We start from the raw sequence: 24,709 nt of genomic DNA on the forward strand, positions 1-24,709 counted from the left end.
TGGGCGACGCGTAAGCGGGACCAAGCCCTGCGCATCCGTCGTCTCGCGAGGCAAAAACTCACCCGCATCTCTCGCCGCCAGCCGCGTTCGCGCGGACGCTACGCTCACCTACCAGGTCAGCGCGTGGGTGTCAACGCTCGCCAGAGACCGCGTGAATCTGAACAGGCCGCCCTCTGGCGTCCGGGGCCGCGGGTGACGCGGGCCGGAGGGCCGCTTCGTCGATGTGCCCTATCGCCACAGCGTCTCGAAGCTCGACTCCTCCAAACCCTTCACCTGGCTCCGCGCCCACGGTCGGCCCGGCAAAGCCTCCCGCGCGACAAGGGATGAGCCTCGCCGATGGCGTGCTCGTGCTCGTGCTGCGCGGAACTTGGCCCGCACGCGCCCTCTCTTGCATTTGCGTCGGGTGCGATCGCGTCTCTACCTCGCGCTCGCCGCCGCGGTTGCCCTGTGGATCGCGCCGGCGACGGCATCTCCGGCGCCCCCGGGCGTTCGCAAGCTCCACGTCGAAGGCGGCGCGGTCCACGCCGCGGTCGGCGCGTCGGGCAAGCAGGTGCGCCTCACGCTCGATCCCGAGCTCCAGCGCGCCGCCGAGCGCCTCCTCGCCCGCTCCGGCGCGCCCGAGGGCGCCATCGTCGCCTCCGACGTCCGCACCGGCCGAATCCTCGTCTGGGCGAGCCGCGGCAAGCGCGACTACGTCGCCACCCCGCTCGCCCCGAGCGCGAGCCTCTTCAAGATCGTCACCGCGGCGGCGCTCCTCGAGGGCGGCAAGGTGAATGTCGCGACGCCCGTCTGTTACACGGGCGGCATGAGCGCGATCACCGCGCGCGACCTTCTGGGCCGCGGCTCCACCTGCACCGTCTTCGGCGAGGCGCTCGGCCGCAGCATCAACGGCGTCTTCGCTCGCCTCGCCAGCCGGCACCTCACGGCCGCCGACCTGCGCCGCAAGGCCCGCGATCTCGGCTTTGACGGCGAGGTCCCCATCGACATCCCGGTCGCGCCCAGCACCGCCGAGATCCCGTCGGATGCGCTCGGCCTCGCCCGCGCCGGCGCGGGGTTCTGGAGCGGGCGCCTCAGCCCGCTCGGCGCCCTGTTCGCGATGCAGACCATCGCCAACGACGGCGAGCGCGTCCGGCTCTCGCTGCTCGCGCCGCCGGGCGCGCAGGCCGGCGGGGACGCGGGCGCGCCCGCGCCGCGGAGCACCGACGGCCGCGGACTCCGACCCGAGGTCGCGCGCACCCTCCGGTCGATGCTCGAGGTCACGACGCGGCGGGGCACCTGCGCCAAGGCGTTCCGCAAGCCGGACGGCACGCGCGCCCTCGGCACCATGCCCGTCGCCGCCAAGACCGGCACCCTGGTCGGCGGCAGCCCCTCGCGGATGTTCTCCTGGTTCGCCTCGTTCGCGCCGTCCGATCGCCCCGAGATCGCCGTCTCGGTGATGCTGGCCAACGACATCGCGTGGCGCACCAAGGCGAACCTCGTCGGCCGCGAGCTGCTCGAGATCTACTTCGGCCGGCGGCGCTCGGGCCCCGTCGCTCGGCGGCGCTGACGGACGGCGAGCCCGGCGGCGCAGCACGCTCGGACCGCAGGGTTTCCGCTGAGGACACGCGCGCCTGCTTCCGTGCGGTGGGCCTGGAAGAACGACGACGAGCAGAGCAAGATCGTCAGCGTCGACGCCGCTGGCAAGCGGGAGATCGAGACGTCGTGCGGCACGCGGACGGTCGAGAACGAGGACGCCCGCGGGCACATCACCCGCTTCGCCTACGACGCCCGCGGGCTGCTGCGCGACATCGCCTATCCCGACGGCACGGTGGAGGCGCGCTCCTACGATGCGCACGGCAACATCAGCGAGCATACCTTCGAGGACGGCACCCGGGCGCGGTACACGTTCGATCTCTTCGGTCGCCCCGTGCGGGTCAGGACGCCGCGCGGGGCAGACTACGAGCTCGGTTACGACTCGCGTGGAGATCTCGTGCTCATCGGCGAGCCGGGCGACAAGAGGACGGAGCTCCGGATCGGCGCGGCCCGCCTGATCGAGGCGGTGCGCGACCCGTCCGGCGCGGTGACGCGCTACCGTCACGTCGCGGGCGCGCTGGTCGAGTGCGTGCGCGCGGATGGGACCCGCTACGCGTTCGGGTACGACGCCCTGCGCCGCCTCGTGTGGATCGAGAACCCGGCTGGCGAGCGTTATCAGCGCACCTATGACGGCGCGGGCAACGTCGTCCGCGAGACCTCGTTCGCGGGCGTGACAACGGAGTACGCTTACGACGGCTCGAACCAGCTCGTGTCCGTCACCCGAGCAGACGGCTCTTGGATTCACCTCGTGCGCGACGCGGAGGGGCGGCTCGTGGCACGGGAACACTCGACCGGGCTCGCGGAGCGGTTCGCCTACGGCGTGGGCGGCGCGCTGACAGCGGCCGAGAGCCAGGGCGTCCGCGTGCGGTTCGAGCGTGACGAGGAAGGGCGCATCCTCCGCGAGATCCAGGAGGCGGGCGGGTGGCGGTTCGAGATCGGCACGGAGTACGACGACAACGGGGGCGTCCTCGGGAAGGCGTACTCGACCGGCTGGAGCGTCTCGTTCATCCGGCGTCCGGGAGACGGCGTGCCCCTCGCGCTGCGCGCCGTCACGGAGAACCCGGAAGAGCTCCGCTTCGAGTACGACGACCGCGGGGTGGAGACGCTCCGCCGGCGCGCCACCGGCCCCGGCGCGATCGCGACGGAGAGCGATGCGTATGGGCTCCCGACGCGCGTTTCCGTGCTGGGCGAGGGCGAAGCGCTGCTGCGAGAGCGGCGGTACGAGTGGGCCGCGGGTGGGCCGCTGCTGCGGGTCTTCGACACCGACGCCGGGCAGCGGCGGTACGAGCTCGATCCGCTCGGACGACCTCTCGCGGCGGAGGGGCTCGGGGCCGCCGAGCGCTTCCAGTATGCGCCGCAGGGCACGCCGGTGCCGCGGGGGCAGCCGTGGGCGATCGGCCGCGGCGGGCGTCCGACGAGCGCCGGTGACGTGCACGTCGCGTGGGATGCGCTCGGCCGCCTCGCTGCGCAGCATGCCCCCGATCCGCAGCGATGCTGGACGTATACCTATGACGAGAACGATCGCCTGATCGAGGCGAGGCGCGGCGATGGCCTCGGCGTTCGCTACCTCTACGACCCGTTCGGGCGACGCCTCGCGGAGACGTACGACGACGGCGAGAGCACCTGGTTCGGGTGGGACATCGACAGCCCTGTCGAGGAGCGCGGGACGAGAGGCGGTACGGTACGCCGCGTCTTCCGCGACGACGGGTATGTGCCGCTGCTCGAGGCGGAGGACGGCCGCGCGTTCCGGATGATCGCCGCCGACGCGGCGGGCACGCCGTGGCTCTACGTGGATCCGAGCCGCGGCCTCGACGAGATCGACCTCTCGGCGTGGGGCGCTGTCGCTCGCCGGGGCGGCCGGCCGGGCGGCCTGCGGTTCGCCGGACAGCGCGAGGACGCGTTCACCGGGTTGCACTACAACCATCACCGGCACTACGCCCCCGCCCTCCACGTCTTCCTCACGCCCGATCCGCTGGGGATCGACGCCACGCTCAACGACGTGGGCTTCGTGCCCAATGTGACGCTGTACATCGATCCGCTCGGGCTCACGACCATCGTGGTGGGCGCTCCCAACGACCCCACCATCAAGAGCCACGCGAAGATCCTGCAGAAGCAGTATCCGGGCGCGAAGGTGATCACCTCGGATCAGCTGGGAAAGCCGCCTGGCTTGTGGCAGAAGCTCCGCGGCAAGAACAACAAGATCGATCCCAACGAGAAGCACGTCGTGGTGACAACCCACGGCGCGCCCGGGAGCGCGCAGTGGGGCAACGGCAGCGCCAGCGGCGAACAAATCGGTGACATGCTGAAGAACGCCGGGTTCCAGGGCGGCGCGGGCGCGGTGGTGGACGTCTCCGCCTGCAACGCGGCGACGCCCGCGGCGGGCCAGAAGAGCATCGCCCATGGCATCGCCTCGTCCACGCGCGCCAACGCGAACGGCGCGATGCGCGACCCGTCGGTCGATCCGAACAAGGTCCACAACTACCAGGGCAAGAAGCCCTTCTGGAAATTCTGGGGGAATCCGCCCCAGTATCCCTATCGCCCTGGCGAGATGTGTCCTACGCCACAGGGCCCCTTCGTGCATCAAGGCTACTACGTTGGAGTGACGCCCTCCGGATCGGTCAGCGGCGTCCCGTTCAAGCCATGAGCCTTCGTCCCGAGAGCGTCCCCTCCCCGTTTGGCGGGCCGCCCCGGCAGGCGGATCTCGACGCGCTGTTCTCGCGGGCCAGCTTCGGACGCGTGCTCGCGCGACGGCCGGAGCCAGGGCGCAGCGTCGCCCCGACGCTCGCGTGGGTGGACCGCGCCGCGCTCGCCGAGCTCCGGCCGCTGCTTCAGATCGGCGACAGGGCGCCGCCGGCCGAGCGCGCGTGGCATGAGGCGCCGGTGCTCGAGCTGTTCGGCCGGGGCGAGCGCGTCGCGACGATCACGCTGCATCGCGGGCTCGCGCTCGGTTATCCGGGCTGGAACGCGGCCGCCGCGCTCGTGCGCCCGGAGGAGCTCGCGGGCTGGCTGGCCGAGCGGGGGTGCCCCGCGTCGCCGGGTGTGACACCGGGCTCGGAGCCAGAGAGCGCGGCGGAAGGGCCCCGCTGGCCGGATGGCGTGCCTCCGGAGCTCGCTCCGCTCCGCGGGGTGCTCGCGGCGGCGGCCGAGGGCCGCTTCGCGGGAGCGATCGAGGCGCTGTCGGCGTTGGGGCAAGCGCGTCCGGCGCCTCTGGATCAGGCCACGGCGCTGCTGGAATGGCTAGGTCGCGACACAGGCACGTGGAAGGCCGCGCCGCACAGGGATCCCGTGCCGCTCGCCCTGCTCCGCGTGCTCGGAGACGCCGTGGTGGACTACGCCATCTGCGCCGGGTTGAGCTCGGACCCCGCGCGGCGCGGGGCAGCCCGCTTCGTGGCGGAGACGATCGCGACGCGCGCGGACCAGAAGCGGCGGAGCGAACGGCTCTCGGGCGCCCTCCCGGCGCTGCGGGAGGCCGCGCGGACCTCGGAGATCGTGGGGAGCAGCCGCGCGTTCGATGCGGCGATCGCTCCTCCTCCGCTGGCGGCTCCCGAGGGCACCCGGCTCCTTGCAGCGGCGCAGCACGGCCGCCTGTCGCGGGTCTGCCGAGATGGCGATCACGTCGATGCGCTGGATGGGCTCTCCATCACCCGGTTCAGCGCCGGCGCGCCCGAGGGGGAAGTCCTGTTCGAGCTCCCCGGCGTGCACACCCCCCTCTTCGCGCGCGAAGGGCGCGCGTGCTTCCGGCTGAACGACCGTATCTGCGAGGTGTCGACGAAAGGGGGGCCGCTCGTCGCGACCGAGCCCAGCCTCTGGTCCCGCATCGCGCGCTCGCCGCTCGCTTACAGCGTCGCGCGCTCGCGCTGGGAGCGCGCGCGGCGGCGCTGCGCAGAGCGGGTGGAGGCGCAGGAGCCGATGCCCATCTTCCTCGAGGTCGACGAAGAGGAGGAGGAAGCGTACGTCGAGCTCGGCGCGGCCGGGGCGCCGCTGCCGCGCGCGCTGGCGACACGCGCGCTCGCGTGGTTCGCGCCGGAGGGCAACCTCGTCGCCTGGGAGGGCGCGCGCGCCGGGTCCGCCAGGCTCGAAGGCCGGCCCATCGACCTCGCTGCTGGCGATGACGGGCTCTACGTGCTCGTCGAGCACGCGCCGGGAGAACACGCGGTCGTCCGGATCGATGGGGGGGCGATCACGACGTCAGCGCGCTTCCAGGTGGAGCCTTGCTCCATCGCACACTGGAGGTCGACGGGCGAGGGCGTGCACCTGCTCCTGGAGGCGCCGCTCGGCGACGTGCTGGTCGACGTGGCGCTCAGGAAGAAGGCGTGAGCGGCGCCGGCCGCTCCGGAGGTCGAGCGACGGCGCTCTGCGCTCTCCGCGTACGGCCCGGCGCCGGCGGCGCTGACGGACGGCGCCAGGCTGGGCTACCCTGCGGCGACCCGCATGAACGCCCGAGATCGCGTACCCCTCCTCCTCGACCACCTGCGCGAGGCCTACCCCGCCGCGCGTTACGAGCTCAACTGGGAGACGCCGCTCGACCTGCTCGTCGCGACCATCCTGGCCGCGCAGTGCACGGACGAGCGCGTCAACCGGGTGACCGCCGCCCTCTTCAAGAAGTACACGACGGCGCAGGCGTACGCCGACGCGCCCACCGAGGTGCTCGAGGAGGAGCTCAAGCCGACCGGCTTCTACCGGCAGAAGACGAAGACGGTGAAGGCCGCGTGCCAGGCGCTCGTCGCGCGCTTCGGCGGCGAGGTGCCCGGGACCATGGCCGAGCTCACCTCGCTGCCGGGCGTGGCCAGGAAGACGGCGAACGTCGTCCTCAACACGGCGTTCAACCTCCCCTCGGGCATCATCGTCGACACGCACGTCGCCCGCCTCAGCGGCCGCATCGGCCTCTCGAAGCGCGAGAAACCCGAGCAGATCGAGGAGGACCTCATGAGGATCGTGCCGAAGGATCAATGGACCTTCTTCGGCCCTGCCATGGTCCTGCACGGTCGGTACACGTGCGTGGCCAGGAAGCCCAGGTGCACGGAATGTCGCATGAGCGATCTCTGTCCGAAAGAAGGGGTTTGAGCGAGAGATGAAGATCGATATGCCCGACTCGTGGCAGGGCGTGCTGGCGGGAGAGCTCGAGCAGCCCTACTTCCAGCAATTGACACGCTTCCTGGAGACCGAACGGAAGGCGCACCGGGTCTTCCCGGCCGAGGACGACGTCTTCGCCGCGTTCAAGCTCACGCCGTACGATCGCGTCCGCGTGCTGCTCCTCGGCCAGGACCCGTACCACGACGACGGGCAGGCGCACGGCCTCTGCTTCTCCGTGCGCCCGGGCGTCCCGCCGCCGCCGTCGCTCGCCAACATGTACAAGGAGGCGCTCTCCGATCTGCCGGGCTTCAAGGTCCCGCGCCACGGCTGCCTCACCGCCTGGGCCAGCCAGGGCGTGCTGCTGCTGAACACCGTGCTCACCGTCCGCGCGCACACGCCGAACTCGCACAAGAACCAGGGCTGGGAGACGTTCACCGACGCCGTGATCCGGAAGGTCAACGACAGGCCGGACGGGGTGGTGTTCGTGCTCTGGGGCGGCCACGCGCAGAAGAAGGCGAAGCTCATCGACGCGCGCCGCCACACGGTGATCAAGGCGGCCCACCCCTCCCCGCTGTCGGCGAGGAGCGGCTTCTTTGGCAGCAAGCCGTTCTCGACCATCAACGCCGCCCTCCGCGCCCGCGGCGCCGACGAGATCGACTGGCGGCTCCCGGAGCTCGGCTAGCGCCGCGATGTCCCGGCAGAAGCGCTCCCTGCCGCTCGCCCCCGGGACGCGGTACACCCCCGCCGTCCTCGAAGGCATCGCCGACGGCGAGCGCGCCGCCCTCGCGCTCTCGCTCGGAAAGCGCACCGAGGCCGGCGCCGTGGCGGCCGCGGCCTCGGCGCTCGCGCGCGCCGAGGCGCTGGAGGAGGCCGCGGTGGCCGCCGAGCCGCCCGCCCGGCCGATCGCCTGCAGGGCCGGCTGCTCGACCTGCTGCGTGAGCAAGGTGCTCGTGCTGGCGCCGGAGGTGCTCCGCATCGCGGCCCACCTGCGCGCCACCCGGACCGAGGCGGAGCTCGCCGCGCTCGCCGAGCGCGTGCGCGCCGCCGACACAGCGACCCGCGGCCTCTCCCGGCTCGAGCGCGCCGAGGCCGGGGTCCCCTGCCCGCTCCTCGACGAGCGCGGCGCCTGCTCGGTCCACGCCGTCCGCCCGGTCGTCTGCGCGGGCTGGACCTCCCTCGACGCCGCGGCGTGCGAGCGCCATTTCGCCGCGCCCGCGGCCGTCCCCACGGCGCCCATGCACCGCCCGGGCTACGAGGTGGCGAACGCCGTCCTCGCCGGCCTGGGCTGGGCCGCGAGGGAGCAGGGCCTCGACGCCGCGCCGCTGGAGCTCATCGCCGCGCTGCGCATCGCGCTCGATCGCCCGAACGCCGGCGAGCGGTGGCTCGCGCGCCTCCCCGTCTTCGCCGCGGCCCGCGACGCCGAGTGGCAGGAGGACCGGCGGCGCGAGGCGTGATCGCGCGCCGCCGGCCGTCCCGCCGCCATCGCGGCGTTGTCAGACGAAGGAATCCGTTTACTGTGGCGCGCCGCGGAGGTCGCCGCCGGTCGGCGCCTCACGGCAGGACACAGGACAAGGAGACGCCATGAAGCTTTACGGACATCCCATGAGCACGTGTACGCGCAAGGTGCTGACGGTGCTCGCCGAGAAGGGTCACGAGGCGCAATTCGAGCTCGTTGACCTGATGAAGGGCGAGCAGAAGCAGCCCGCGCACCTCGCGCGCCAGCCCTTCGGCGTGATCCCGGTGCTCGAGGACGAGGACTTCTCCCTCTACGAGTCGAGGGCGATCATGCGTTATCTCGACCAGAAGCTCCCGGGCGCCTCGCTGACGCCGACCGAGCTCAGGGCGAGGGCGCTCATGGATCAGTGGATCAGCGTGGAGCAATCGTACGTCTCCACGCCCGCCGTCAAGATCGTCTTCCAGAGGGTCATCCACCCGATGCGCGGCCAGCAGAGCGACGAGTCCGTCGTCGATGCGGCCAAGGCCGAGATCGCGCGGGCGCTCGACGTGGTCGACAGGGCGATGGCCAGCCAGGAGTACCTCGCGGGCTCGAGTTACTCGCTGGCCGACGTCTCGTGGACGCCGTACCTCCACTGTCTCGTGATATCGAAGGTCGAGGAGCTCATCACCGACCGGCCGAACGTCGCGGCCTGGTGGAAGCGCATCAGCGCGCGTCCGGCCTGGGTGAAGGTCTCGTCCTGACCGCCGTCGCCCCGTCCTGAACGGGGCCGCCCTCCGTGCCCGCGGGCCGCGTGGCTCCGGACCGGCGGGCCACGTTGCCCGCCGCGCCGGGGACGCCGGCACGGCTGCGGGCCGCGAAGCAACCGCAGCAGCAGGTTGCGCTCCCTCTCAGTTCTGCCTGTTCCCTGTGGTCTGCAGGATGCGCCCGTGGAGCTCGATGGCCCTGCGCGAGCCTGGCGCCGCCCCCTCGAGCAATCCCACCAGGTTGAACAGGTCGAAGGCCGCGGCCCAGCGCTCGAATTCCTCGGGGAGCGGCGCGTGCTCGCGGTAAACGCCCGCGAACGCCGCCACGAACTCGGGCCCCGGTCCCCAGCGCAGGAGCTGCCCGACGTCCATCAGGCTCGGGCCGGCATACGCGAACTCCCAGTCGAGCACGAGGAGCTCGCCCGACGCCAGCCAGTGCAGGTTCGAGGCCTTGAAGTCTCCGTGCAGGAGCACGGAGACGGACGCGAGCTCGCGGAGCGCCCCAGCGTTCGCGTCGAGAAAGGCGCTCACGCGCTCGCCCAGCTCGCCGCGCAGGGCAGGGTCCAGCCTCTCGAGGACCGAGGCGACATAGCCCCGAAGCGCGCCCACGCAGTCGGCAAACGGCGCGGCCACGGCGAGATCCGGCCCCAGGAAGCCCGCGCTGTCGAAGCCGACGCCGTGGATCTCGGCGAGCGCACGCCCGACCGCAGCACCGCACGCCGCGGTGTCCTGGAGCGGTCCGTGGGGGACGTGCTCGAGAAGGAGAAAGTCCTCGCCCGCCGAAAGGACCGCTGGGACGCGGAACGACCTCCAGCCCCGCGCGAGCAGGCTGGCCTCCTTCGGCGCCGCGCCCGGGTCTCGCCGGTACACCCGCAGCACCCGATCGGATCCGAGGCGCACGTTCGTGTTGACGAGCCCGCCGGAGAGCACCTCCATCTCGCCGGAGAAGGGCCCGATGCGCCGCGCGATCTCCGCGCGCGTCAGGTCGATCGCGGCGCCCGCCGGGGCCTCCAGGTGCGCTGGGCGCGCCCACGCGCGCTCGGGGTTGGGGACGAGCCTCATGCGCCCGTTCACGCACGGATCGCGCGGCGCGTCGAGCGGCAAGCGCCGGCGCCTCCCTCGGACGGCGCCGCCGGAGTACGATATGCGCATGCCCGTGTACCGCTCGTCCGCCGTCGAGCATGCCGCGTCGGTCGCCATGGCGGCCCGGACCGACGTCGGGCTCAGCCGCGACCACAACGAGGACGCCTTCCTGATCAGCGACCTCGCGCGCGGGCTCACCCACGGTCCTGCGGCGGCCCAGGCGTCGGTGGAGCCGCCGCTCGCCCTGGCGCTCGGCGTCTACGACGGCTCCGGCGGCGCGTCGTCCCCCGACGCGGCGAGCCGGCTCGCCGCGCGCACGGTCCACGCCGTCCTCAGCCGAGCCGCGCCCCGCTCGAGCGACGCGCTCGAGCGCAGCCTGCTCGAGGCGCTCGGCGCGGCCGGGCGCGCCGTCCTCGACAACGCCCGCAGGGGTCCGCAGCACCGGAGCAGCGGCACAACGGCCACCGTGGCCGCGCTCTGCGACGAGCGCCTGCTGCTCGCGCAGGTCGGCGACAGCCGCGCCTACCTCCTCCGCAGCGGCGCCCTCACGCAGGTCACCCGCGATCAGACCCTTGTCCAGTCGCTGCTCGATAGCGGCAAGCTGAGGCCCGAGGAGGCCGCCACCTTCGAGCACCGGGGCGTGATGCTCCAGGCCCTCGGGCTCCGCCAGCACCTCAGCATCGCGCTCTCCGCCGTGGAGCTCCGCCGCGGGGACACCCTGCTGCTCTGCACCGATGGGCTGAGCGACCTGATCGACGATCCGCGCATCGCCGCCGTGCTCGACGCCCACCCCGACCCGCGGGAGGCCTCCAGCGCCCTGATCGACGCCGCGCTCGCCGCCGGAGGCCACGACAACGTGACCGTGCTTGTCGCGCGGTTCGACGGCCCGTGGCTCGCTCCGCCGGCCGGCGACGTCGACATGGAAATATTCGAAATTGCTCGATTTTCTGAAGGACCTACCCGCCGCTCCGGCGGCGTGCTGCCGAACCGGCGGAGGATGTGAACGCCCTGAGCGCGCGCCTCACGCCGGCGCGCGACGCAACGGCCGCTGGCGCGGCGCTCGGGCGCTTGCCTTCCGCAGTGAATTCAGCGATTCCACGCGGACGGAGGCTCGCCTCGGAGAGGGGGGAGCCGCATGCTGTCTTTTCGGGACGCAGCGGAGGGTCATCGTTCTATGGAGCAGCGCAACCTCGGTTCTACGGGCGTCGAGATCCCGGTCATCGGACAGGGCACCTGGCAGATGGAGGCGGATGACGAGGCGGCCTGCCTCGACGCCATCCGGCGGGGGATCGACGCCGGCATGACGCACATCGACACGGCCGAGATGTACGGCTCGGGCGCGGTCGAGTCGCTCGTGGGCAAGGCGATCGAGGGGCGGCGCGACGAGGTGTTCCTCGTCTCCAAGGTGCTGCCCACCAACGCGAGCTACTCCGGCACGCTCGCCGCCTGCGAACGCAGCCTGGAGCGGCTCCGCACCGACCGGCTCGATCTCTATCTGCTCCACTGGCCCGGATCGCACCCGCTCGAGGAGACCTTTCGCGCCTTCAAGGACCTGAGGGCTCAGGGCAAGATCCGTTATTTCGGCGTCAGCAACTTCGACCAGGCGGAGCTCTCGAAGGCGATCGCGATCGCCGGCGTGCACGAGATTGCCTGCAACCAGGTGCTCTATCACCTGCTCGAGCGGGCGATCGAGCACCGCGTGCTGCCGCTCTGCGAGCGGCACGGCATCGCGGTCGTCGCCTACAGCCCCTTCGGCTCGGGCCGATTCCCGGCGCCGAACAGCACGGCGGGCAGGGTGATCGCGTCGATCGCGGCCGCCCACAAGGCGACCCCGCGGCAGGTCGCGTTGCGCTTCCTGCTCCGCCGCCGGCCGGTCTTCGTGATCCCGAAGGCCGCGAGCGCCGCGCACGCGCTCGACAACGCGGCCGCGGGCGATCTGCGCCTCACCGGCGAGGACATCGCCCGCCTGGAGACGGCGTTCCCGCTCGGCCGGGACCGCGGCGTGCTGCCGACGCTCTAGGAGAGAGCTCTCCTGTGCGGCGGTGGCCCAGGATCCCCCCAGCCGGCGTCTTCGCCACGCGAGGAACGCGCGCAGGGCCCCTCTCTGGACCAGGGAGAGCAGAAGGAGCAACCGCAGGACGCCGACCGATGTGCTAAGGATCCGGCCTGTGCCTGGACTTGTGTTCCCCTCCGGATCCTTTGCCGCCTACCTCTTTGATTGCGACGGGACGATCGCGGACTCCATGCCGGTCCATCATCGGGCCTGGCTCGAGGCGCTCGCCCCGCACGGGTGCGAGCTCACCAACGAGGATTTCTACGGCTGGGCGGGTATGCCGACCGATCGCATCGTCGACCTCCTGAACCAGAAGTACGGGCTGCGGATGCCGCCGGACGAGATCTCCGTGGCGAAGGAAGACGCGTACTACCGCCTGATGCCGACCGTCCGAGGCGTGCCAGAGGTCGTGTCCGCGCTCCGCGACGCTCCTCCGCGCACGAAGCGCGCCGTCGTCTCGGGGAGCCCTCGCGCCTCGGTGGAGAAGACGCTCGAATTCCTGGGTCTCCGCGGGTACATCGACGTGGTCGTCGCGGCGGAGGACTATGCGCGGGGCAAGCCGGCGCCCGACCCGTTCCTGGAGGCGGCAAAGCGCCTGGGCGTCGAGCCCGCGCAGTGCCTGGTCTTCGAGGACGCCGTGCTGGGGATCGAGTCCGCGAAGGCGGCGGGCATGCAGTGGGTCCTCGTCGATCCCCGGGCGCTCCGCGCCGAGCGGCCGGATCGTTGATCCACGCCGGAAGGCCGCGGGAGACAGCCCAGAATACGTCCTGCGGCTCCTGGCCCAGGGCCGGTCGTGGCATACTCCGCCCATGAACCATGCACTCCTGCGCTCAGCTCTCTCCGGGCTCCTCCTCGCTGCCTGCGGCGGCTCCGTCGACATCCCGCCCGGCAGCGGCGGCGCGGGCGGCACCGGGGGTGCCGGCGGCGACACCGGCTCGATCTCGAGCGGCGGCGGGACGCCGGTTGCCTGTGGCGGGCGCAGCGGGGGAATCTGCGGCGCGGAGGAGTACTGCGACTTTCCCGACGATTCCTGCGGAACGTTCGACAGCGAGGGCCAGTGCTCCGCCCGGCCCGGGGGCTGTCCGGCGGATTGCCCGGGCGTCTGCGGGTGCGACGGCCAGTTCTATTGCAATGCGTGCGGCGCGCACCAGGCCGGGGTGGACGTCTCGGAGAGCACCTCCTGCCTCGAGCCCGTGGGCGGCGACTTCACCGCGACGTACTGGCCGACGTGACCGTGGACGGCGGCTGCCCGTAGACGGGTGCCCGCGCCAGAGGAGGACGCACCGGAGGACCCGGCGGGGAGCTCGATGGGCAGCACCGTCCACGCGACCGGCGCCACCGGGATCCTCTCGTGGGAGGCCGGTCCAAGCACCTATGTCCTGTGCAACATCAGCGTGGATATCACGGTGACGTCGCCGGAAGAGCCGGAGGCCTACCACCTCCTCGCGACCGGGCTGAGCATCGGCGGCGACTGCCCGTAGCGGGCGCAGGCGCCCGGGCCCGGTCGCGCCCGTCTGCCCGCGCCCCTGCGTCAGCGCTTCTTCGCACCGCCGCCCCGCTGGGCCTTCTCGGCCTCGGCGAGCCGGCGGCGCGCGTCGTCCAGCGCTGCCTGGCTGGCGAGGCCCTTCGGGAGCGCCTCGTAGCCGGCCACCTCCTCGCGCAGCGTCGCGACCTGCTCCGCGCCCTGCCCGAGCCGCTGCTGGATCTCCGCGCGGAGCTTCAGGTAACGCAGCCGGCGCGGACCGTAGGCGCGGCCGACGGCGCGCTCCACCGCGGCGAGCGCCTCCGCCTCGCGGCCCATCGCGTGGAGCACCTGCGCGAGCCGCGCGGGCGGCTCGTACGACGCCGGCATCTGCGCCTCGCGCTCCTTCAGCATCGCGACCGCCTCGTCGCCGCGCGAGAGCGCGAGGTACGCCATGGCCCGCCCGTAGTCGTACGCGGCGGCCGCCTCGGGCGCCTTCGCCTCCTTCGCGGCCCGCTCCAGCACGGCGAGCTTCGACTCGTTCGCCGCGCGGGCGCCGGCCGCGTCGCCGAGCGCCTGGAGCCCCTCGGCGAGCAGGCCCCACGCGTCGGCCCTGTCGTCCGCGCTCGAGTCCGCGGGCGGGCTCTCGACGATCGACCTGAGCCGGGCGACCGCGGCCTCGCGCACGGCCCGCTGGGCCTTGCCGTCGGGGAGCGCGGCCGCGCAGGAGAGCAGGACGCTCGCGAAATCGGCGGGCAGCGCCGCGCCCTTCACCTCGCCGACGTGCGCCCTGCCGAGCTCCGCGCACGCCGCGGCGTCCTTCCTGCGGAGCGCCGACACGAGGCCGAGCAGCGCCTCGCTGCGCCGCGGCCACGCCTCGCCGCCCCGCGCCACGGCGCGCCGGTAGGCGGACGCCGCGGCCGCGTGATCGCCGGCGCTGTGGGCCCGCTTCGCCTCGACCAGGAGGCGGTTCGGGTCGTCCGCGGGCAGCGCCGAGGCCGCCCGGGAATCCATCGCGTGCAGCGCCTCGCGGAGCAGCTCGCGCAGCTCCTGCACCGACGCGGCGCCCCGCCAGAGCCCGACCACCTCGCCGTCCGACGGCTCGAGGACGAAGAACGTCGGCCACACCGTCACCTCGTGCCGCTCCAGGAACGGCGCGTTCTCCGGTCGATCCGTGTCGATGTCGGCGAACACCACCCGATCGGCGAACGGGCGCAGCGACGGATCGGTCAGCACGTAATGCTTCATGCTCAGGCAGGTGTGGCACCACGGCGCCCACGCATCGACGAACAGCGCCTTGCCCTCGGCCCGGGCCTTCTCGCGCGCCCCCGGCAGGTCGTCGCGGATGAACTCGAGCGGCGGCCGCGCCGCCGCCGCCGGCTCCGGCCTGGCGGCGGGCGGGGACGCCGCGGCGGCCAGGGGCGCCGACGCGCGCGGGGACGAATCGGCGGCGCAGGCGGCGAGCGAGGCAAGAGCGAGGAGAGCGGAGAGCGAGGCCGGGGAACGCACGGGCAAAGGGTAGCCCAGCAGCGGCGGCCTCGCCCTCCCTGCGACAGGCGATCCCCCACGTTGACGCGCCGTCGGCGCGGCGCGTACATACTTACCGTAGGCCGACCTCGTGCTCGCCTGCAGGGGGGACGGCGGCGGCGCAGCTTGCCGGGGACGCCAGCACAACACCTCAGGGGGAGCCCACATGATCGCGCGCGTGCTGAGGATAGGGGAGCATACGGTCCGCATCGGTGAACACGAGGACACCGTGGATCTGCTGCTGCGGGGCGACGTCTCGCCGGACGAGGTGGTGCGGTTCTTCGATTTCATGGCGTCCCATTTGGCCGGGCAGCGCTACATGCTGGTCACCGGCGACGTGGTCCAGGTGGGCCGCATTCCGGCCGAGTCCCGGAAAAGGGTCGTCAAGGAATCGGGCAGGGTGCCGCCCATCCGCGGGGTGGTCTATTACCGCGTGACCTTCACGGGGAGGGTCATGACCGAGCTGGTTCTCCGGGGCTATGCGCTCGCCACGGGGGTCGACGTCGCCGCCCACTTCGCCAACGAAGAGGCGGAGGCGCGGGCGTGGCTGGCCAGGCGGCGGGCGCAGCTCGCCCGTGAACATGGCTGAGCCCGCCTGGTAGGACTTGAAGCCCCGCGACGCGGCTGCGGCGCACGACGGGCCGGCGGCCGGCGAGGGAGCGGCGGCGCGGGCGGTGAGCCGGCCCGGACGGCGCGCGCGGGATCCCGGCCGGAGCGCGGCGTCGCTGGCAAGCTCGACCCTGCGCCGACAATGCGCCCCCCGGACGCACGCAAAGCTGGTACAGTGCCGCCGCCGTGAACGATTACGCGGGCCGGTGCGGAAGCTGCGCGGCATACACCCGGGTGCATGAGGATCCAGTGCGCGGTCGCGTCGGCGACTGCGCCCTCGAGGTGTACCCGCCGCCGATCAAGGCGACCGCGACGTGCGGCCGCTATCGGGCCAGGGGCGCGCCGCCGCCGCCTCCTCCTCCCCGGGCCGCAGGTCAGCCGCGCGGCTCGGGCGGCAGGTCGCGGCCGGTCGAGCGCTCGCCGTTGCCGGAGCGCCGTCCCGGAGCCGCGCCGCAGCCCCTCCGTTCGCCGCTGCCAAGGGAGATCGACATCGACATGGATATCGACGAGTTCCGTCGTGTGCTGCGCGAGGTGCTGTCCGAGGAGCTCGGCGTCGGCCGCGCCGAGATGGGTGGCCGCTGGGAAGGCGGGGAGATCGTCCTCCGGCCAGGGAAGGAGGGCACGTCCGAGAAGCGCATCCCGCTCGACGTGTTCTTCCACAAGATCGTCATGCTGCGCGACAAGCTCCGCGTGCTGGAGCAGAAGATCAACGCGCACGAGGGGCTGACCGACGCAGAGAAGGTCCAGCTCCAGGCGTACATCACCGGCTGTTACGGCACGCTCACCACGTTCAACGTGCTCTTCGCCAACCGGGACGACGCCTTCGCCGGCAGCGCTCGCGATAGCGACTGAGCGGGCTTCACGACACGAGACCAGCAATTCCGTCGCTGCCGCAGAGTCCTGGGCGCGGCGCGGGGGCGCGCGGCGAAGAGCTGCACGAGGCGTCGCTCACCATGGTACAAGGTGCGCGGAGGTCGCCGGATGGCCATCAAGCAGCTCACGCCCGAGCAGATTCACACCATGTCCCTCGAAGAGAAGGACACATGGTGGCTGAAGAACGTCTACCGCGGCGACATGCCTCAGCTCACGTGGCGTTCGGCGATCACGGGCATGCTCCTCGGCGCGTTCCTCTCGCTCACGAACCTGTACATCGGCGCGCGCACCGGCTGGTCTCTCGGGGTCGGGATCACGAGCGTGATCCTGGCCTTCGGGCTCTTCAAGGTGCTCTCCAGGCTGGGCCTCGGCCGCGACATGACCGTGCTCGAGAACAACGCGATGCAGTCCATCGCGACGTCGGCCGGATACATGAACGCGCCGCTCTTCACGAGCCTCGCGGCCTATTCGATGGTCACGACCACGATCATCCCCATGGGCCGGGCGATGATCTGGATGTTCATCCTCGCCATCCTCGGCGTGCTCTTCGCGTTCCCGATGAAGAAGCGCTTCATCAACGACGAGCAGCTCCCCTTCCCCGAGGGCATGGCCGCCGGCGTCGTCATGGACGCGCTGCACGAGAGCGACGCGAAGGAGGGGCTCTTCAAGGCGAAGCTCCTCCTCGGCGGCGGCCTCGCGAGCGCCGCCCTCGAGCTCCTCCGCGACGACAAGGTGATGCGCGCGCTCTTCGCGCTGAAGAGCATCCCCCATTATTACGACGAGCTCTTCTATCACGGCTGGTTCGCCGACCTGCTCAAGCGAGGGGGCGTCTCGCCGGCGATCCGGGGCATCCCCCTGAACGAGCTCACGATCCGCTTCGACACAAGCATCATCTTCGTCGCCACAGGCGGCCTGATGGGCATCCGGACCGGCGCGTCGCTCCTCCTCGGAGGGGTCCTCAACTACTGGATCCTGGCCCCCCTCCTGATCCAGCACGGGATCATCCTGCCGAGGAACGGGCACTACGGGTTCGGGCAGATCACGCTCTGGGCGCTCTGGGGCGGCGTCGCGTGCATGACGACGTCCTCGCTTTACGCCTTCTTCTCCAAGCCCAAGGTGATCCTCGACGCGTTCCGGGGCCTCTCCAAGAAGGGCGGAGCGAGGGACGTGCTCGCGGACATCGAGCTGCCGGTGAAGCTGTCGATCATCGGCATCCCCATCGTCGGCCTGGTCGTCGTCGTGCTCGGGGAGCTCTGGTTCGGCATCTCCTGGTGGCTCGGGGTGCTCGCGATCCCGCTCGTGTTCATCTTCTCGCTCATCGCCGTCAACTCGACGGGCATGACGGCGATCACGCCGGTCGGGGCGCTCGGCAAGCTGACGCAGCTCACGTACGGCGTCCTCGCGCCGAAGAACATCACGACGAACCTGATGACGGCCGGGATCACGGCGGAGGTCTCGAGCAACACGGCGAACCTCTTGATGGATATCAAGCCGGGCTACATGCTCGGCGGCAAGCCGCGCCACCAGGCGCTGGGGCACGTGCTCGGGGCGGTCGCGGGGCTCGTGCTCTCGGTGCCTGTCTGGTATCTCGTGCTCATCCAGGGGGACATCGGGCGCTACGGGACGGAGAGGCTGCCGGTCCCGAGCGCGCTCACCTGGAAGGCCGTCGCCGAGGTGCTGATGAAGGGGATCGACTTCCTCCACCCGACCGCCAAGTCCGCGGTGGTGGTCGGGGCGATCGTCGGCGTCGTCGTCGAGGTCACGAAGCAGATCACGAAGAACCGATTCCCCCTCTCCGCGGTCGCCCTCGGGCTCGCGTTCATCCTGAACTTCACCGACATCTGGTCGATGTTCCTCGGCTCGTTCCTCTTCTGGCTCATCGAGCGGCGCGCCGCGACATGGCACAGGACGCGCGAGCACAACGAGCGCGAAGCGCGGCTGAGCGCGACCGGGCCCGGCGGGCTCACCGAGGCGCCCCCCGCGCCGGTCAAGCGGCCCTGGTACGCGCTCGCCGCCGAGAACACCGAGGCCATCTGCGCGGGCGTGATCGCCGGGGGCTCGCTGATGGGCATCGGCCTGAGCGTGCTCGGCGTGCTTGTGCTGCCGGACGTGCTGGAAGCCGCGAGCCTCACCAAGGCGCTCGGGCAGCTCCTCGACTTCCTCCCGAAGTGAAGCGCCCCCGGTCGCCGGGCGGGCCCATCCGGCCCGCTCGCGGCGGCCTGCAGCGGCGCCTCAGTGTGACAGGAATGCGCGCCCTCGGGGCCCACGGCGAGCCACGGTGGGCGCAGCGCGTCGCCCCGTCGAGGCGCTCCGCTCGGAAGCGCTCGTGGCGCGGTTCATGCAGCCTTGTTTGCATCGCGTCAAACCGAGCTCAACGCAGGACGCGCGAGGAGAGGACCTTTCATGCCGGTGAATGCGCCCCCGTCCCGAGGAACGCCCAGCCCCGCGCCGGTCGGTGATCCCGAACCGGGTCCGCCGGTGCAGGATCCTGCGCCGAGCGAGCCGCCGCGGCGCGACCCGGATCCGGGCGAGCCGGCGCGTCGGGATCCCCCGCCCCCGCCTCCCGCGCCCGGAGAGCCCTCTCCGGAGATCGAAGACCCGCCGGCGCCGGGGCAGCCGCCCAGGGAGCCCGGTGTGATCGCGAGGGCCGGCTCCGCTTTCAGCGCGGCGTAACGTCATCCCCTAACCATCGAGAGGTTTTCATGAACACGTGTGACTGCTGCGGCAACAGCTACGACAAGGCCTTCCAGATCATGGTGGGCGGCACGACCTACACGTTCGACTGTTTCGAGTGCGCGATTCACAAGCTCGCGCCAGTGTGCGCCCACTGCGCCTGCAGGATCGTCGGGCACGGCATCGAGGCCGGCGGGGCGTTCTACTGCTGTGCGCACTGCTCCAAGCAGGAGGGCGTTCAGGGGGCGATCGATCGCGTGGCGTGAGCCGCCGCCTCCTTGTTCATCTGGCGAATGCAGTGCTGGAGCGCGGCGCGGAGGTTGCCGAGGGTCGTGATCTTGTCCAGATCGAGGCCGAGGCTCACGATGGTCTGGGCGACGTTCGACCGGATGCCCGTGACGATGCCCTCGGCGCCGAGGAGCCGGATCGCGCCGACCAGATCGAGGAGGTAGCTCGCCGTCTTCGTGTCCACCATGTCGACGCCGGTGAGATCGAGGATCGCGTAACGCGCGCCCGTGCGCACGATCGCCTCGAGGAGGGTATCCATCACCTCCGCGGTCCTCTGGCTGTCGAGGACCCCGATCATCGGCAAGGTCAGCACGCCTTCCCACACCTGGATGATGGGAGTCGACAGGTCGCGGATGACCTGCTGTTGCCGCTCGATGAGCTCCAGCTTGGTCCGGAGATCCTGCTCCGTGCTCTTCGCCTGGCTGATATCGAGGGTGACGCCGACGACCGAGTACACATCTCCTCGCTCGTCGCGGACGGGGATCTCCCAGTTCTCCCAGAACACCCCGTGCGTCGCGGAGTGCGAATGGGATGCCTCGCCCGCGAGCGCTCGTCGCAGCACGTCGACGCCCTCCGAGCCGGCGTAGAGCTCGAACACGTTGTGGCCAAGGTGCTCCCCCTCCTGGAGCCCCGCGCCGTCGACCCCCTTGCCCTCGTGAAACGTGAACATCCCTTCCGCGTCGATCGCCCAGACGACGATCGGCAGCGTCTGCGTGACGGTCCGCAGGATCACCTCCTTCTGCTGGTGGCGGCGGAGCTGCTCGCTCCGCTCCGTCACGTCCTGCCCGAACACCCCGACGCCGCTGACCTCGCCGCGCTCGTCGAGGAGGCGCTCGTGGCGCCACTCGAAGTACGCCACGCCGCCGCCCTTGCTGACGTGGCTCCACACCCGCGGCGCCGCGCCGTCCTCCGCGAGGAGCCGCCGCCACGCATCGGGGTCGCCGGACGCCGGCAACAGCTCGTCCACGCGCCGGCCGAGCGCCTCGTGACGCGCATGGCCGAACAGGCGCTCGGCCGCACCGTTCCAGTCCTCGATCGTGAGATCCATGCCGTACTGGACGATCGCAAGCGGCGCCCGCTCAAAAAGGAGCGCACGCCTGCGCGCAAGCTGTCCGGCCTCGACTTCTTCCTGAGACGCAGTGGAAACGGTCATGCACAAAAAATTTTACCCCGATCGCCTGCCGGTCGTCGAGAGCGGTCGTTGCCGTCCTGCATGCACTACCGGCCGGCGCGCACCGGCCGCGCTGCCCGGGCGGATTCCACTGTCGATGCAATTTCCCGAGCAGCGCCCGCTACGTCAGCAGCCGTCGGATCGTCGCGATCGCGGATCTGCGTGTCGCTAGCCGGCGCGCGGAAGGGGTGACTCACCCGGCCTGGGGGGCGAGCCGGGGCGACGCGGCGTCGGGCCCGAGGAAGCGCGCGATGCGCTCGCCGAGACGCGCGCGGAAGGCGTCGTCGGTGGGGGGCGAGTGGCGGCACCCCTCGAGCAGCTCGGCCTCGGCGCGCGGCAGGAGCACCTTCGCGCGCGCGAGCAGCTTGGCGCCGGGGAAGCTCACGTCGTCGTCGGCGCCGAACACGAGCGCGGGCCGCGCGAAGCCGGCGAGGGCCTCCGGCGTGGCGAGCGGCGGCACCCGCATGTCGAGCCGGTAGCTCCGCACCGCGTCGCCGAAGTAGGGGCCCCACAGGTCGTCGTGCGTGGAGAACAGCCCGGAGAGGAGGCGCGCGAGCCGCTCCTCGGAAGGGAACGCGCGGTAGAGGGCCATCGGGATGGCCACGCGCGTGAGGCCCTGCCACACCGGGCCGGACACGAGGCCGCCCGGCACGATCAGGACGAGCCGATCGATGCGGGTGGGCGCGATCTGGGCCATGCGCAGGGCCACGAAGCCTCCCCAGCTCACGCCGAGGAGGTGGGCGCGCGCGAGCCCGAGCGCGTCGAGGACGTCGGTGAGCCACTCGGCGTAGGCGGGGCCGTCGAGCGGCAGGCGGACGTCGGCGCTCTTGACGGACTGGCCGATGACGTCGGGCGCATAGACGCGATAGCGCGTGAGGAGCGGGCCGAGCTCGGGCAGGAGATGCGCGGAGCTCGCGAGCGCGCCGTGCAGGCAGACGAGCGGCGGGGCGTGCTCGGGGCCGGCGACGAGGACGTGCGTCGCGCCGAAGCGGGTCGAGACCTCGCGCGCTCGGGCCGGGACCGGGACCTTTTCGCGGAACCGCTCGAACCACGCGGCGATGCGCGCGCGCGCCTCTGGACTGCGAAAGATGATGGATGACGTCATCGAGCCCTCCTGACATTGGCTGCGGGGCGGAGGCCGCAGAGGTGCTGAGCGACGAGCCGATCGAGCAGGGCGACGGGCGACGGGTGCGCGCCCTGGACCCACGCGATCAGCGCGAAGTAGTAGAAGGAGAAGAACGCGACGCCGAAGAGCGCGGCGTCGGCGTCGTCGGCGACCTCCCCCTGCGCGCGGGCGGCGTTGAAGAGCGCGACGACGCGGCCGTGCACCGCGGCGACCTGCTCGGTGAAGCGCGCCTGCCACGGCGGGTCGGCGAAGAGCGCCTCGCGGAGCAGCGTCTTCGACAGCGTCGGCCTGCGGGCGTAGTACGCGAAGAACGCGGCCCCGAGCCGGTGGATCCGCTGCTCGAGGGTGCCGGGCTCGTCGTCGCGGACCGCCTCGGCCGCGGTGGCGGCGAGGTCGTCGAACAGCGCGGCGTGGAGCAGGTCGCGCTTGTCGGCGAAGTGGAGGAGGACCGTGCCCGCGGCGACACCCGCGTCCGCGGCGATGGCGCGGACGTTCGCCGCCTCGAAGCCGTGACGCTCGAAGTGGTCGCGCGCGGTCTCGAGGATCCGGGCGCGCGTCGCGTCCCTCTGGGCGTCACGGCGGCCAGGCTTTTGAGTGAACGCGTTCACTGAACGTGTTCATTACATGGAGGCAGGCGACGCGCAAGCGGGCAGGTACGCCTCGCCTCCGATGAGCGCGACCTCGCGACAGCCCAGCCGCGGCTCAGCTGGCCGCGGTGGACGGCTGCGCCTGGGAGCGCGCGCGGAGGCGCTGCTTGGCGGAAGGGCCGCCGGGGTGGCGGACCGACGCGACGGCGCGATCCATGGCGTCGCGCCAGTAGCGCGCGACGTCCTCGCGGTCGGTGAGGAGGACGTCGATGGGGCCGTGGTCGCTCTCGATCTCGACCGCGAAGCGGTCGCCGCGGGGCTGCACGCCGACGCCGTGGACCTCCCCGGCGGAGATGGCGGCCCCGAGCCTGCCCTCGGGGCGCAGGTCGATCGCGCCGGTGCGGCTCACCCAGGGGGCGACGACGAAGCGGCCCGGACCGAACGACGCCACCGGGACCGAGCGCGCCGCATACCGGGACGAGAACCGGGCGACGCCGAGGAAGGCGTAGCCCGCGAGCGAGAGCAGCGCGGCGGCGCTGCCGACGCCGATCGCGATGCCGCTGTCGCCCGCGGAGGCGCTCCGCATGGTCTGGATCCACAGCGCGAGCGCGGCGACGAGCAGCACGGCGCCGATGAGCGCGTTGCGGGTCGCGGCCGCGCGCGGTCCCTGGCTCGCGTGGTCCCGCACGACGAGGAGCTCGCCCTCGCTCCGGATCGCGAACCGCGCCAGCGCGGCGGCCGTCAGCGCGGGCGCGGGCGCAACCTCCGGGAGGGGCCGCGGGGCGATGGCGCCGGGCGGCTCGGCCCCGCGCGCCGTCGCCAGCGGGAGGCGCAGCGCGGCCGCGAGCGGCGCCGCCACCGCCTCGACGAGCGCCTCCGCCCGGCCGGGATCGAGGTCCTGCGCCTCGGCGACGAGCAGGCGCTGGGCTGCCCCGGGGCGCGCTGGCACGGGCGGGGCGAGCGCGAGCCAGACGGCAACGTGGGTCCGCTCGCGCGTGCACGTGGGGGCGGCGCAGCATGGACGCTGCTCGGCGGTCACCTCGACGCGCACGGCATCGCGCGACTCGGCCGCGCCCTCCCCTGCCCCACCCGCGCCGCCGGCCGCGCCCGCGAGCCGCAGCGGCGCGAGCCGGAGGGCGCTCGCGCCGCGCTCGATCCGGAGCCAGACGGGGTCGCGCGGCGCCGGGCCGAAGCGCGCGTCCTTGTCGCGCTGCGGCGCGCCGAGCTCCGGCGCCGCGCGGAGGAGCAACGGCGCGCCGTCGCCCTCCGCCGCGAAAGCGCGCGCCGCGCCGGCTGGATCGCCGAGCGGATCGAGTGCGGGAACGGAGCTATCGACCTCAAGAGAGCGGAGGGCACGCGCGACCTCCGCCTCGAATGCTGCGGTGCTCGGCTCGGGCATGGCGGCACGTTTGCCCCGGCTGCGCTGGGTTGTAAAGCGGGCCCGTCCGCGCGCCAACGCGGGGCGCCCGCTCTCCTGCCCCGGCCCTGCTACCGCTCGCGCGGAGCCTGCCGAGCTCCCCGGCGCCGGCGCGACAGGAGCGCGCCGAGCGCGGCGAGCGGCAGCGCTCCAGGAGCCCCCGGCTGCCGGCCGCCACCCGAGCAGGAGCAGCCGGCGTCGCCCTCGGTCTCGTCCACGCCGCCGCTCTTCGGCCCGTCCTCGGTCTCCGGCGCCGCGCCGCCCCAGCCGGCGCCGCCGCCCCAGCCGGCGCCGCCGCCCCAGCCGGCGTCGCCGCCCGAGCCGGCGCCCGAGCTCGCGACGGTCGTCCCGCCGATCGGATACAGCGCGCAGACCCCTTCGATGTCGTCGTCCTCCAGGGTGCGCGCCGACGTGCCGCCCCGGTAGGTCCCGAGCATCGTCGCGCCGCGCACGTTCGAGTGGCCGAGGCCAAGGAAATGCCCCTCTTCATGGGTGGCGATCGACCGCAGATCGATGCAGTCGCCCTCGCCGGCGTCGTCCCAGCAGAAGCCCACGTTGTTGAACACCATGTCCGCGTCGTCGATGACGCTGTCGGTACCCCAGACCGGCATCGTGATCGCGATCACCGAGTCGGTCCGACCGAGCTCGGCAGGCCAGCTGTCGCTGAGCCAGAGAAACACGTTCTTGCCGTCGTCGAAGTCGTAGCCGGCGTCCGTGTCGCCGAGGAGCTCGGTCTCCCACGCCGTGCACGCGGGGCTCGACCAGGCCGCGAACCCGGCCTCGATGCCGGCGGCGGCGAAGCCGGAGAGCGGACCCGGGATCGTCTTGTGATGGATGTGGTAACGGACCGGAAGCGCGCTCCAGCGGGGGACGACCTCGAGATCGAGCGGCGCCCAGGCGGCGGCCTCGCGGGCCCCGGCGAGCTGCGCCAGCGCGGCCGCGAGCGCCGCGACCAGGGCGAGCGCGGCCCGGAAGCCTCTCTTCATCCCCTCA

The 24,709-nt window shown here is 72.5% G+C and carries 23 protein-coding genes; 16 read left to right on the forward strand and 7 right to left on the reverse strand.

Going from position 1 to position 24,709, the window contains the following annotated elements:
- The first annotated feature begins 403 nt into the window (after window positions 1–403).
- The 7 genes from WME75_RS24920 to WME75_RS24950 all read left to right on the forward strand — a co-directional run bounded on the left by WME75_RS24920 (window position 404) and on the right by WME75_RS24950 (window position 8,844).
- Window positions 404–1,546, forward strand: coding sequence for a penicillin-binding transpeptidase domain-containing protein (locus WME75_RS24920; RefSeq protein WP_437475882.1), 1,143 nt, complete (start codon window positions 404–406; stop codon window positions 1,544–1,546).
- Window positions 1,547–1,618: 72 nt separating this feature from the next.
- Window positions 1,619–4,216 (forward strand): RHS repeat-associated core domain-containing protein, encoded by a 2,598-nt coding sequence (locus WME75_RS24925; RefSeq protein ID WP_437475883.1) that lies wholly within the window; start codon window positions 1,619–1,621, stop codon window positions 4,214–4,216.
- Window positions 4,213–5,889, forward strand: a complete 1,677-nt coding sequence (locus WME75_RS24930; RefSeq protein WP_437475884.1) for a hypothetical protein — start codon at window positions 4,213–4,215, stop codon at window positions 5,887–5,889. Before WME75_RS24925 ends, WME75_RS24930 begins: the two co-directional genes overlap by 4 nt.
- Window positions 5,890–6,003: 114 nt before the next feature.
- Entirely contained in the window at window positions 6,004–6,636 is a 633-nt protein-coding gene (nth, locus tag WME75_RS24935) for an endonuclease III (protein WP_437475885.1), read from the forward strand.
- A 7-nt stretch (window positions 6,637–6,643) separates the two neighbouring features.
- The gene (gene ung / locus WME75_RS24940) at window positions 6,644–7,327 is read left to right on the forward strand and encodes a uracil-DNA glycosylase (protein WP_437475886.1); all 684 of its coding nucleotides are present in this window, start codon (window positions 6,644–6,646) and stop codon (window positions 7,325–7,327) included.
- Between the two features lie 7 nt (window positions 7,328–7,334).
- Window positions 7,335–8,099 carry a YkgJ family cysteine cluster protein gene (locus WME75_RS24945; RefSeq protein ID WP_437475887.1) on the forward strand — a complete coding sequence of 255 codons (765 nt, stop codon included), beginning with the start codon at window positions 7,335–7,337 and terminating at the stop codon, window positions 8,097–8,099.
- Window positions 8,100–8,226: 127 nt separating this feature from the next.
- Entirely contained in the window at window positions 8,227–8,844 is a 618-nt protein-coding gene (locus WME75_RS24950) for a glutathione S-transferase family protein (protein ID WP_437475888.1), read from the forward strand.
- 147 nt (window positions 8,845–8,991) lie between these two features.
- On the opposite strand, the gene WME75_RS24955 is transcribed toward WME75_RS24950, so the two are convergent.
- Window positions 8,992–9,999 (reverse strand): phosphotransferase family protein, encoded by a 1,008-nt coding sequence (locus tag WME75_RS24955; RefSeq protein ID WP_437475889.1) that lies wholly within the window; start codon window positions 9,997–9,999, stop codon window positions 8,992–8,994.
- Between WME75_RS24955 and WME75_RS24960 the strand changes: the two genes are divergently transcribed.
- The 5 genes from WME75_RS24960 (at window position 9,998) to WME75_RS24980 (ending at window position 13,464) form a co-directional block, all read left to right on the forward strand.
- Complete coding sequence (locus WME75_RS24960; RefSeq protein WP_437475890.1) at window positions 9,998–10,933, forward strand: PP2C family protein-serine/threonine phosphatase; 936 nt, start codon at window positions 9,998–10,000, stop codon at window positions 10,931–10,933. The genes WME75_RS24955 and WME75_RS24960 overlap by 2 nt on opposite strands.
- A gap of 171 nt (window positions 10,934–11,104) precedes the next feature.
- Entirely contained in the window at window positions 11,105–11,950 is an 846-nt protein-coding gene (locus tag WME75_RS24965; protein WP_437475891.1) for an aldo/keto reductase, read from the forward strand.
- A 148-nt stretch (window positions 11,951–12,098) separates the two neighbouring features.
- The gene (locus WME75_RS24970) at window positions 12,099–12,710 is read left to right on the forward strand and encodes an HAD family hydrolase (RefSeq protein WP_437475892.1); all 612 of its coding nucleotides are present in this window, start codon (window positions 12,099–12,101) and stop codon (window positions 12,708–12,710) included.
- A gap of 82 nt (window positions 12,711–12,792) precedes the next feature.
- Window positions 12,793–13,215 carry a hypothetical protein gene (locus tag WME75_RS24975; RefSeq protein WP_437475893.1) on the forward strand — a complete coding sequence of 141 codons (423 nt, stop codon included), beginning with the start codon at window positions 12,793–12,795 and terminating at the stop codon, window positions 13,213–13,215.
- Window positions 13,216–13,290: 75 nt separating this feature from the next.
- On the forward strand, window positions 13,291–13,464 hold the full coding sequence (locus WME75_RS24980) for a hypothetical protein (RefSeq protein ID WP_437475894.1): 174 nt from the start codon (window positions 13,291–13,293) through the stop codon (window positions 13,462–13,464).
- Between the two features lie 50 nt (window positions 13,465–13,514).
- Here the strand turns inward: WME75_RS24980 and WME75_RS24985 are convergent, their stop codons facing one another.
- Window positions 13,515–14,954 (reverse strand): thioredoxin family protein, encoded by a 1,440-nt coding sequence (locus WME75_RS24985; protein WP_437475895.1) that lies wholly within the window; start codon window positions 14,952–14,954, stop codon window positions 13,515–13,517.
- Between the two features lie 184 nt (window positions 14,955–15,138).
- On the opposite strand from WME75_RS24985, the gene WME75_RS24990 reads away from it, so the two are divergent.
- The 4 genes from WME75_RS24990 (at window position 15,139) to WME75_RS25005 (ending at window position 19,393) form a co-directional block, all read left to right on the forward strand.
- Window positions 15,139–15,561, forward strand: a complete 423-nt coding sequence (locus WME75_RS24990) for a hypothetical protein (RefSeq protein ID WP_437475896.1) — start codon at window positions 15,139–15,141, stop codon at window positions 15,559–15,561.
- A 269-nt stretch (window positions 15,562–15,830) separates the two neighbouring features.
- Window positions 15,831–16,433 carry a hypothetical protein gene (locus tag WME75_RS24995; RefSeq protein ID WP_437475897.1) on the forward strand — a complete coding sequence of 201 codons (603 nt, stop codon included), beginning with the start codon at window positions 15,831–15,833 and terminating at the stop codon, window positions 16,431–16,433.
- 129 nt (window positions 16,434–16,562) lie between these two features.
- Window positions 16,563–18,626 (forward strand): OPT family oligopeptide transporter, encoded by a 2,064-nt coding sequence (locus tag WME75_RS25000; protein WP_437475898.1) that lies wholly within the window; start codon window positions 16,563–16,565, stop codon window positions 18,624–18,626.
- 530 nt (window positions 18,627–19,156) lie between these two features.
- On the forward strand, window positions 19,157–19,393 hold the full coding sequence (locus tag WME75_RS25005) for a hypothetical protein (protein WP_061617136.1): 237 nt from the start codon (window positions 19,157–19,159) through the stop codon (window positions 19,391–19,393).
- Here WME75_RS25005 and WME75_RS25010 read toward each other — a convergent pair.
- The 5 genes from WME75_RS25010 to WME75_RS25030 all read right to left on the reverse strand — a co-directional run bounded on the left by WME75_RS25010 (window position 19,366) and on the right by WME75_RS25030 (window position 24,702).
- Window positions 19,366–20,568 (reverse strand): PAS domain-containing protein, encoded by a 1,203-nt coding sequence (locus WME75_RS25010; protein ID WP_437475899.1) that lies wholly within the window; start codon window positions 20,566–20,568, stop codon window positions 19,366–19,368. The genes WME75_RS25005 and WME75_RS25010 overlap by 28 nt on opposite strands.
- Window positions 20,569–20,779: 211 nt before the next feature.
- Window positions 20,780–21,691, reverse strand: a complete 912-nt coding sequence (locus tag WME75_RS25015; RefSeq protein ID WP_437475900.1) for an alpha/beta fold hydrolase — start codon at window positions 21,689–21,691, stop codon at window positions 20,780–20,782.
- Complete coding sequence (locus WME75_RS25020) at window positions 21,688–22,320, reverse strand: TetR/AcrR family transcriptional regulator (protein WP_437475901.1); 633 nt, start codon at window positions 22,318–22,320, stop codon at window positions 21,688–21,690. Before WME75_RS25020 ends, WME75_RS25015 begins: the two co-directional genes overlap by 4 nt.
- A gap of 94 nt (window positions 22,321–22,414) precedes the next feature.
- Entirely contained in the window at window positions 22,415–23,698 is a 1,284-nt protein-coding gene (locus tag WME75_RS25025) for a hypothetical protein (protein WP_437475902.1), read from the reverse strand.
- Window positions 23,699–23,787: 89 nt separating this feature from the next.
- On the reverse strand, window positions 23,788–24,702 hold the full coding sequence (locus tag WME75_RS25030; RefSeq protein ID WP_437475903.1) for a matrixin family metalloprotease: 915 nt from the start codon (window positions 24,700–24,702) through the stop codon (window positions 23,788–23,790).
- Window positions 24,703–24,709 lie beyond the last annotated feature (7 nt).

Origin of the sequence: Sorangium sp. So ce1014 (assembly GCF_051521505.1) — a bacterium.
Taxonomy (GTDB): Bacteria; Myxococcota_A; Polyangia; order Polyangiales; family Polyangiaceae; genus Sorangium.

What these genes read in the sequence shown, in the direction of transcription:
- WME75_RS25015 (WP_437475900.1), bottom strand. Translation starts at nt 21,691, where the DNA reads ATGACGTCATCCATCATCTTTCGCAGTCCAGAGGCGCGCGCGCGCATC.
- WME75_RS24965 (WP_437475891.1), top strand. Translation starts at nt 11,105, where the DNA reads ATGGAGCAGCGCAACCTCGGTTCTACGGGCGTCGAGATCCCGGTCATC.
- WME75_RS24950 (WP_437475888.1), top strand. Translation starts at nt 8,227, where the DNA reads ATGAAGCTTTACGGACATCCCATGAGCACGTGTACGCGCAAGGTGCTG.
- WME75_RS24990 (WP_437475896.1), top strand. Translation starts at nt 15,139, where the DNA reads ATGATCGCGCGCGTGCTGAGGATAGGGGAGCATACGGTCCGCATCGGT.
- WME75_RS25005 (WP_061617136.1), top strand. Translation starts at nt 19,157, where the DNA reads ATGAACACGTGTGACTGCTGCGGCAACAGCTACGACAAGGCCTTCCAG.
- WME75_RS25025 (WP_437475902.1), bottom strand. Translation starts at nt 23,698, where the DNA reads ATGCCCGAGCCGAGCACCGCAGCATTCGAGGCGGAGGTCGCGCGTGCC.
- WME75_RS25010 (WP_437475899.1), bottom strand. Translation starts at nt 20,568, where the DNA reads ATGACCGTTTCCACTGCGTCTCAGGAAGAAGTCGAGGCCGGACAGCTT.
- WME75_RS24945 (WP_437475887.1), top strand. Translation starts at nt 7,335, where the DNA reads ATGTCCCGGCAGAAGCGCTCCCTGCCGCTCGCCCCCGGGACGCGGTAC.
- ung (WP_437475886.1), top strand. Translation starts at nt 6,644, where the DNA reads ATGAAGATCGATATGCCCGACTCGTGGCAGGGCGTGCTGGCGGGAGAG.
- WME75_RS24955 (WP_437475889.1), bottom strand. Translation starts at nt 9,999, where the DNA reads ATGCGCATATCGTACTCCGGCGGCGCCGTCCGAGGGAGGCGCCGGCGC.
- nth (WP_437475885.1), top strand. Translation starts at nt 6,004, where the DNA reads ATGAACGCCCGAGATCGCGTACCCCTCCTCCTCGACCACCTGCGCGAG.
- WME75_RS25030 (WP_437475903.1), bottom strand. Translation starts at nt 24,702, where the DNA reads ATGAAGAGAGGCTTCCGGGCCGCGCTCGCCCTGGTCGCGGCGCTCGCG.
- WME75_RS24980 (WP_437475894.1), top strand. Translation starts at nt 13,291, where the DNA reads ATGGGCAGCACCGTCCACGCGACCGGCGCCACCGGGATCCTCTCGTGG.
- WME75_RS25000 (WP_437475898.1), top strand. Translation starts at nt 16,563, where the DNA reads ATGGCCATCAAGCAGCTCACGCCCGAGCAGATTCACACCATGTCCCTC.
- WME75_RS24975 (WP_437475893.1), top strand. Translation starts at nt 12,793, where the DNA reads ATGAACCATGCACTCCTGCGCTCAGCTCTCTCCGGGCTCCTCCTCGCT.
- WME75_RS24930 (WP_437475884.1), top strand. Translation starts at nt 4,213, where the DNA reads ATGAGCCTTCGTCCCGAGAGCGTCCCCTCCCCGTTTGGCGGGCCGCCC.
- WME75_RS24960 (WP_437475890.1), top strand. Translation starts at nt 9,998, where the DNA reads ATGCCCGTGTACCGCTCGTCCGCCGTCGAGCATGCCGCGTCGGTCGCC.